This is a genomic window from Methylobacterium sp. J-030 (assembly GCF_022829545.1).
Lineage (GTDB): Bacteria > Pseudomonadota > Alphaproteobacteria > Rhizobiales > Beijerinckiaceae > Methylobacterium.
In genome coordinates this window covers 1-301 of sequence record NZ_JAKSYM010000380.1, presented here as the reverse complement: position 1 = coordinate 301, position 301 = coordinate 1, and the positions used below count along the sequence as shown (strand labels likewise).

Annotated in this window: 1 protein-coding gene; it reads right to left on the bottom strand. The window is 71.1% G+C overall.

The features are described 5' to 3' along the window. Window positions 1–159: LamB/YcsF family protein (locus MKK75_RS30925; RefSeq protein ID WP_244046300.1), on the bottom strand; the 159-nt coding region annotated here is incomplete at its 3' end. Between the last annotated feature and the right edge of the window lie 142 nt (window positions 160–301).

The following is a 301-nucleotide window of genomic DNA, read 5'->3' as shown; positions in this document are numbered from 1 at the left end:
CGCCAAGGCGAGGGTGCGGGCCATGATCTCGGGATCGCCCGCGTGCAGGCCGCAGGCGACGTTGGCGGAGGTAATGATGCCTAGGCTCGCCGCGTCGTCGCTGCAGGCATAGGCGCCGTAGCCATCGCCGCGGTCCGAGTTCAGGTCCTCGCGGGTCACCACACGTCCTTCCGTCTCGCCATGTGCCGGTTCTTCCGGCACGCGACGCTCTCGAACTCCGACGTAGCGCCGGCCCACCTCCGGGTCCTCTACACCGTTCGCCGCCCGCCCGGACACGATGACCGGCCGCCTTCGGGGCGCC